A 7555-nucleotide genomic window follows, 5' to 3' on the forward strand; every position below is an offset into this window, starting at 1 on the left:
CTTGCTCTTTTTATTTTTGGAGTTTGAAACTCATTACTACGGGTTGGTGATCGGAGGATTTAAAGTCATTGTTGATGGTCTGGACAGAAAGACTTTCGATATTATCAGAGACTAAAAATCCATCAATTGTTCCAAAAATATTTTTGGGATTTTTTTGATTGTAGGGGACATCTAACGAACGGACGGTTGGAGCGTTTGTTGGGGCAACAACGCGCATACCTTTGGTGAGATTTTTTGTTGGAAATTCCTTCATCCATGTTAATTCATTGTGGGCTTTTCCAGCTAATGCATGATTATAATCTGCACCACAGATTACATAATCTCCTTGGTTCACATATTTTTGCATTGCATCAAATAATGTCAATAATTGTTGCTTTTGAATTTTTTGATTTTTTATAAATGCTGATAAGTGAGTATTAAAAATGACCAAATGCTTTGAAGAGGAGGTAATTGGTAAGATATTTACATCAAATGCACGATCCAAATCAAAGAATTTATTGAAATTTGTCTCGATTGGGAGCTGATAGCGTGTGGATTTTTCAATCTGGTATTTAGAATATGTCATTATTCCTGATTTTGCTTTTCCAATCGGGTTTGTTAGTGGATAAAAGAGATACGCGGAATCATAATTTTGTGTTAAGACGGTCGTGTATGGTAAAAGCGCATCTTGAACCATTTGAGGTTCATTGACGTGTTGGGAGCGGTCTGCGTTCCAGTCAATCTCCTGAATATTTCCAAAGTCAGGATTTTCTTTTTTAATGAGGCGAATGTCTTCATTTATTGCGGATTGGACTGCTTTTTTTGACGTTGCGCGTACGTCTTTTCCACCATCCATAAAGAAACTAAAGCTTGGTGGATAAGAGCCATAACCAATATTAAACGTCATCATTTTGTAGGTTTGATTGAGATGAACGCGATTGGTTTTGGGATTGAGTGGCGCTTCTGCGAGATCATTAGGAACTCTGTGATATTGGGCATACGCATAGATAAAGTAGCCTCCAATCATGACCAGTAGCACCGCAAAAATGAGTGCAAGTCCTCGGAGCAATCTTTTTAACATGTTTTGTTTCCTATTTTCTTGATTGTTTTGAATTAAATTTTCGTCGCGCTCTGATGCGGATGCTTTTATGACCGGGCAATCATTTCTATGATTTCAAGAGTAGTTCGTACGCGTCCAATGCGTGTAAAAATGTGCTCCACAGTATCATTATGGAGTGCAGCGTTAAAATCTGTCATCGCATCTTCTATTGAAATCAGCTGATAACCTGCTTGATACGCTTCACGCGCTGTTGTATCAACACCAATCGATGTGGCAATTCCAGATAAAATAATTGTGTCAATGCCTCTTCGACGAAGCTGGACTTCTAAGTCTGTGCCGTAAAATGCACCCCAATTATGTTTTTTGACGTGAATCAGATTTTTTACGGAGGAATCCGTAGCAATTGGCAAAACGAAATCACTAAAATCCGCTGGTTGTTTTTGCACACTTATTGGTGTTTGATCTGTAATGGGGCGAAGAATTTCAGGACCGTCATTTTTAACATGAACGCAGACAATGGTTGCTTGTGTATTTGCTAATTTTTTTGCAATGCGCTCATTTTTATCAAGCACTTGCTGTCCAGAATAAGGAACAAGGTGGGGACGTAAAGCAATGCCTTTTTGTAAATCAATCATGACAAACGCTGTTTTTTTCAAATTGAGTGTTTCAACCATTTTTTCTCCCTCTGAGAGCTGATAAATTTTTTTCTGATTCTATTTTATCGTATTTTTTAGATGCTGTCATTTATTAGCTCCGATTTTTTTTAGTTTTTAATTTTTGATGCGCTTTTTTCTTTCCAGATTTAAATTTTGAGTGATCATTTTTCTTGTCTAACGTGTCGAATGATTTTTTCTTTTTCTTATGATCCGAGTTAAATTTTTCGTGGGTGTTCTTTTTCTTGTGGTCACTTGATTTTGTGTCGTATTTTTCTTTGTCTTTTGAATGTTTTTTTCGTGTGGCTCTTTCGATAGGATCTAAAGCACTTGGAAGGTACTCAAAATCAATTTCTCCAGTCATTTTATCTGCAGAGATGACTTTGATTTTTATTGCTTGTCCAATTTTGAAACTTTTGTTTGTATGCTCTGAAATCAAGGACATACTGCGCTCGTGATATGTCAGAACATCACCTTTAAACGTTGAAATATGAATCAAGCCTTCAATGGTGTTTTCTAATGCGACAAATATCCCAAAACGAGTGACAGAAGCAATGATTCCCTCAAAAATTTCTCCAATCTGTCCTGTCATGTACTCTGCTTTTTTCATTTTTTCAACTTCACGTTCAGCATTAACCGCACGTCTTTCACGATTGCTGGTGTGTTTTGCGATTTCTGGAAGAATTTCTTCCCAGCTTTCAAGTGTTTGGGGTGTTGGATGGTCCATCACACGCAGTAAGCGATGGACGATTAAATCGGGATATCTCCGAATTGGGGAGGTAAAGTGCGTATAAGTCTGTGCTGCTAAGCCAAAATGTCCAAAATTTTGTTCTGAGTATCTTGCTTGTTGCATGGAGCGTAAAAGGAGCGTTGATAAAACCATTTCACCAGGTTTTCCTTTGACATTTGAGAGGAAACTTTGAAGGGATTTTTGAGTGACTTGATTGGCACTCCCTGAAAATTTTTCTCCAAAAGTGGATGCAAAATCAATGAAGCGTTGTAATTTATCCGCTTTGGGTTGTTCATGAATCCGATAGAGAAATGGGAGCTTTCGTTTTTCGAAATCTGATGCAACAGTTTCGTTTGCAATCAACATGAAAGATTCAATCATTCGCTCAGCCACACCTCGCGTGCGTTTTTTTATTGCTGTTGGTATTCCTTTTTCATCCACACTAATTTTTGCTTCAACCGTGTCAAAATTAATGGCACCGCGCTTTTGACGCATTTTTTCAAGGATATGATGGAGTTCTGTCATGATGGAGACTGAATCTGCGATACTTTCAAAAGCTGTCAGTGCTGATAAATCCCCTGAAATCATTTGATTCACTTGATCATAAGTCATTTTCGCTGTTGTTTTAATGATGGAAGGTGAAATTTGATAGTGGATTACTTGTCCATTTGGTGTGATTTCCATGACGCAAGATTGTGTCAGTCGATTCACGTGAGGATTGAGTGAGCAAATGCCATTTGATAAGCGCTCCGGGAGCATTGGAACGACGCGATCCGTGACATATACTGAAGTTCCACGCTCATACGCTTCACGATCAAGTGCTGATCCTTCAGTGACATAATATGATACGTCCGCAATGTGGACTCCGAGTTCAAAATTTCCGTTGTCCAGTCGTTTAGCGTGCACTGCATCATCCAAGTCTTTTGCATCAGCACCATCAATCGTAAAGGTGATTTCATTGCGATAATCCACGCGTGACGCGGCTTGATCATCAGAAACCTCCTCTGGAATTTTTTTTGCTTGATTGAGTACGGCTTGTGGAAAATTCGCGTGAATTTCCATTGAAGCTAAAATTTCAAGCACGTCAATGCCACGATCGGTGTCACTTCCAATAATTTCAATCACGCGACCGCACATTGTTTTTGGTGCTTCTTCATTTGGATAGTGCGTCAGCTTCACACGGACAATGGATTGATCGTTAGGAATCAAGCCGTCATCTGTAATCAAAGTTTGAACGCTGATTTTCTTGTTTCTTGCTTTGACATAACCAATTGCTTGCATACGATGGCGTTCTTTTTTTCCGAATGAAAAAAATGTTCCAACGATCTGCTCAACGTGATGATGCGTAACCCTCTCAATACGTGCTTGCGCATTTTGTCCTTTGAATGGATTGGCATTTTTGAGCAGTTCAATTTCCACCTCGTCACCATCCATTGCGTGATGCGTTTCTTCTTTTGCGATAAAAACATCCGCTTCTTCAGGATCAATCGTCACAAACCCAAATCCATTTGCATGCGCATGGAAAATGCCTTTTATTGTGATTTTTACGTGATTTAATCCGATTTTACCATCAGAAGTAAAACGGATCACACCTTCATCCTCCAGCTCTGCTATGGTTTTGACTATCATTTTAAAAGCTTTGGGTTGATTGAGCTGTAATTTTTCTGTAAGCTCTGACACAGCATAAGTTTGATTTGGATTTTCTTTCAAAAATCCCTTTATTTTTTCTTTTATTTTCATTTTTTTCCTTTTATAAGCGTTCATTTTTTCTGTCAGTACTGACAAAAAAATAATAACGGGCTGTTTTCAGCCCGCATTTTTATTTTGTTGATAATAAGAACCGCTTATACAACAGCGATTATTAACATCAAATTTACAAAAGGGGCTAAAAAGGGGCAATATGGTTCTTGCTGGACTCGAACCAGCGACCAACTGAGCTAAAGAACCAAAATGTACGCATTAATCGTACACTCCGTATAACGGTCTAGCACCGCTATCCTATCACTTCTATTATATCATATTTTGCGACCATCAAAAATGATGGTCACAAACCAACAAACTGCATAATACCAAATGTTGTTGAGGTCGGCAATAATGTAACCGGGTAGAATTCGACCCGTTTGGATTTAATTGGGAAAATAAAAAAGCCACTTCGAAGAGTGACTTAAAAAATATCATTCTGTTTTTTCAGCTTAACAAGCAACTCTTTCAAGTCCATTGCTTCATACTCAAGTCCTTCTAGCTTCTTCATATCTGCTTTATATTCTGCAATTGCTCCGTTGAATTCCTTGTCTGTCGCACTCTCCATCTCTTCACGAGTTGACATATCACAGTCGATATAATCCGTGATGAATTCTCCATCGTAAATAGCAATAACCATGAATGTATCGCCTAAGTCAGCTATATCCTCAAGAGCTCTGTGGATAAGGTCTCCGCTCTCATAGCTCGTCTTTATTTTCGTTTGTATGCCTTTCTGTTATTAATTCGTAAAGTTCTACGAACTCTTCACTTGTGTATTTTTTATCTCTGATGAAATTCCTTGCTCTAGTGAAAGATGATCGTCTATTATTTTCGGCTTTCTGTTCTTTAGTTAGCGAAGCTCTATATTTTTTGTCAGCTTTAGGATTATAAACAGCTTTTCTTTTCTTTTTCTCTTCCATTTTACCTCATTATATCATTATTTTTCTTAAAAATTAACAGGAACTCCATCTTCAGTTTGTCCGATATATTCTGCTTCGCTATCATCTCCTTGGTAAGCCATTCCGCTTGCTTCATAACGAACACTGTCATAGTTTTGTTCGTAATAGAAATCATATAATCCGCTCATGTCATTACCGTTTTCTTTTTCAAATTCAATGAGTTCATTTACCATTTGTTCTTTTGTCATTTTGTTTTCTCCTTTTTTCTATTTTAATCAATTACTTTCAATTGACGGTTTGCAAATGCTGCCACGAATTCACGTTCTTTTCCGTCTGAGCCAAGAACTACCACTGTCATTCCGTGTTCGTTTTCGATTTCTCCTGCCATTACTTCAAGCTCTCCTTCATTGTTGCGAGCTTTGAAAGCGACCTTTTGGCCTTTTTTGAAATCTGTAATTTCAAAGCCTTTGTAAGTTAAGTAAGCGTCTGCTGTAATTTGTGCGAATTCTTTTGCTGTTGTCATTTTGATTTCCTCTTTCCTTTACTTTATATATTGATTATATCATAGACGGACAACTATGTCAACAGTTTAAATATTAAAATTGTGTTACAAAATAAACTAGTAACGATTTTATTTTGTGACCGGCAAAAATGTCGGTAGCAAACCGCTGGAATCCTCGTATTTATTACAAACAAAAAAGCGCCCCTTTCGGAGCGCGTGATTGTTATTTCCAAGCTATTTCTGGTGCTTTCTGGTTAATTGCCTGCATGAACCGAACGTACCAAGGAGCGTCAGTCCGCCAGCTGTATTGCTTTAAGTCTTTTCCAGTCGTGTCTTTGTAAATTTGGCGAATAATTTTAAGTTGATCTTCGTGAGATAAAGCTACTACTTTATTACCATCATAATAATAGATAGTACCTTGTGATTTTCCTGTTTTAGCGTCAATGATTTCGTATGTAAATTTCATGAGTTCGTCATCCTCCAAGTCTGATGTAATAGTATTGTTATTTTCTGATTTTCTTGCTACTCCTGCCATTTCTTGCCATTCTTCTTCTGACAAATAAGCGAGGTTTAGGTCAAGCTCTCCGTCCCAATTATCAAGGCTACCCGTTGAGGTGTACTGATAGATTGTTGGACGATTCCAAGCCCCGTACGAGCTATTTCCTCTCCATGGCTGTGACTGATAGCCTGTAGTGTCTGTGTTAGCATATTGAGCCAACCATAATCCATATTTACTTGCTGTACTTGTCCAGTCAAACTCACGAGCAGTCGCAGCGTTCATGTAAATTACTGGTCTACCGTTCGTCCGAGCGCTGACATAGTCAAGCCATACTTCTGCTTGGACTCGATGCGCAAGCGTGATATATGGTATTTCGTTGCCAATTGTGCCAGTTTCAAAGTCAAGCGCTAAGATGGATTGATTAACATAGTTTTTAGCCACGTTCAAGAAAAAGTTAGCCTGTTCAATGACTGAATCGTTCGTAATGAAGTGATATAGTAGTAGGTGTTTTCCAGCTGATAGGGTCTGCTTAGCTTGCGTCTCCCACGTTGGATTAATATATCCTATCCCTTCTGTCACTTTAATCCCAACGAAGTCACTGGGAACGCTAGCAGGGTTTAAACTTGACTGAACCGAGCTAATATCGTAACCGTTCATATTAAATTCCTTCTGTTCCGTTAATAATTGGTGCGACTAATTCAGCCACTTTTTCAGCGTTGTCAAACACTTCATTCGTTACTTCTTTAGCTTCTTTGACTGTCCCGACTGGGTCACGTTGAAAGTTTGCCAGTGAGGCTTCAATTTGAGCTTCAATTTGATGTGGCGTTGCTTTGAGCTTCAATTCTTTAGCGCCTTTTGTCACATACTCGATCGCAGCACCGAGCTTTTCAGGATTAGTCGCATAGTTCTTCTCTACCCATGCGACACCTTGATTTGCAAGCTTTGCGAGTGCGTCGATATTCTTCACATTGCTGTTTTTCTTTGCCGAAACAGAAATAAAGTAAGAGACAATTGAGCATGCGAGCGTGATGATTCCGCCGAAAATTGTAAGTAAGTTTTGATCCATTTTATTTTTCCTCTTTTTCTTTTTTGTATTTGTCGTAAATTTCGTGAGCATAATGATTCCCACCGAGGGCTACATACTCATCGAAAATACTACTGACGATTTGCAAGCCGTAATCATGGTTGATTGCTTGCGATAATTCAATGCGCTTGATTTCGATTCTCATTAACTTCATGGAATCCTCCTGCGCTCTGTCGCGTTGGTCTTGTCGCTTATTGATTTGTCGAAATCCTAAAGCAACAATTCCACTTGCTGAGACGATTGCAGGCCAATAATTAATGATGTCACGAATGACGCTTATTACATCCTTTATTACATTTTCCATACCTCCCTCAATTTCTCCTATTCAACATACTTCGCAGATAGTGTCAGAACGTCATCAATGAACGTTTTCAAGTCATCCGCAATTGTTTGCGAATCTTTCAACTTT

General features: G+C 38.5%; 10 protein-coding genes. All 10 read right to left on the reverse strand.

Going from position 1 to position 7555, the window contains the following annotated elements; genetic code table 11:
* Positions 1-10: 10 nt before the first annotated feature.
* Complete coding sequence (locus GHI93_RS03020) at positions 11-1060, reverse strand: endonuclease/exonuclease/phosphatase family protein (protein ID WP_153495467.1); 1050 nt, start codon at positions 1058-1060, stop codon at positions 11-13.
* 65 nt (positions 1061-1125) lie between these two features.
* On the reverse strand, positions 1126-1713 hold the full coding sequence (locus GHI93_RS03025; RefSeq protein WP_153495468.1) for an isochorismatase family protein: 588 nt from the start codon (positions 1711-1713) through the stop codon (positions 1126-1128).
* Positions 1714-1786: 73 nt separating this feature from the next.
* Positions 1787-4162 (reverse strand): ribonuclease R, encoded by a 2376-nt coding sequence (gene rnr, locus GHI93_RS03030; RefSeq protein WP_153495470.1) that lies wholly within the window; start codon positions 4160-4162, stop codon positions 1787-1789.
* Between the two features lie 424 nt (positions 4163-4586).
* A complete protein-coding gene (locus tag GHI93_RS03035) occupies positions 4587-4802 on the reverse strand; it encodes a hypothetical protein (protein WP_153495472.1) in 216 nt (71 codons plus the stop codon).
* A 58-nt stretch (positions 4803-4860) separates the two neighbouring features.
* Positions 4861-5082 (reverse strand): hypothetical protein, encoded by a 222-nt coding sequence (locus GHI93_RS03040; RefSeq protein ID WP_153495474.1) that lies wholly within the window; start codon positions 5080-5082, stop codon positions 4861-4863.
* Between the two features lie 26 nt (positions 5083-5108).
* Positions 5109-5309: a hypothetical protein gene (locus GHI93_RS03045; RefSeq protein ID WP_153495476.1), complete on the reverse strand. Its 201-nt coding sequence runs from the start codon at positions 5307-5309 to the stop codon at positions 5109-5111.
* 23 nt (positions 5310-5332) lie between these two features.
* Positions 5333-5584, reverse strand: a complete 252-nt coding sequence (locus GHI93_RS03050) for a hypothetical protein (protein ID WP_153495478.1) — start codon at positions 5582-5584, stop codon at positions 5333-5335.
* Positions 5585-5786: 202 nt separating this feature from the next.
* Complete coding sequence (locus GHI93_RS03055; RefSeq protein ID WP_153495480.1) at positions 5787-6719, reverse strand: GH25 family lysozyme; 933 nt, start codon at positions 6717-6719, stop codon at positions 5787-5789.
* A gap of 1 nt (position 6720) precedes the next feature.
* Positions 6721-7128 carry a phage holin gene (locus GHI93_RS03060; RefSeq protein ID WP_153495482.1) on the reverse strand — a complete coding sequence of 136 codons (408 nt, stop codon included), beginning with the start codon at positions 7126-7128 and terminating at the stop codon, positions 6721-6723.
* Position 7129: 1 nt separating this feature from the next.
* Entirely contained in the window at positions 7130-7450 is a 321-nt protein-coding gene (locus GHI93_RS03065) for a hypothetical protein (RefSeq protein WP_153495484.1), read from the reverse strand.
* Between the last annotated feature and the right edge of the window lie 105 nt (positions 7451-7555).

The organism is Lactococcus hircilactis, from assembly GCF_009601015.1.
In the GTDB taxonomy this organism is placed as follows: Bacteria; Bacillota; Bacilli; order Lactobacillales; family Streptococcaceae; genus Lactococcus; species Lactococcus hircilactis.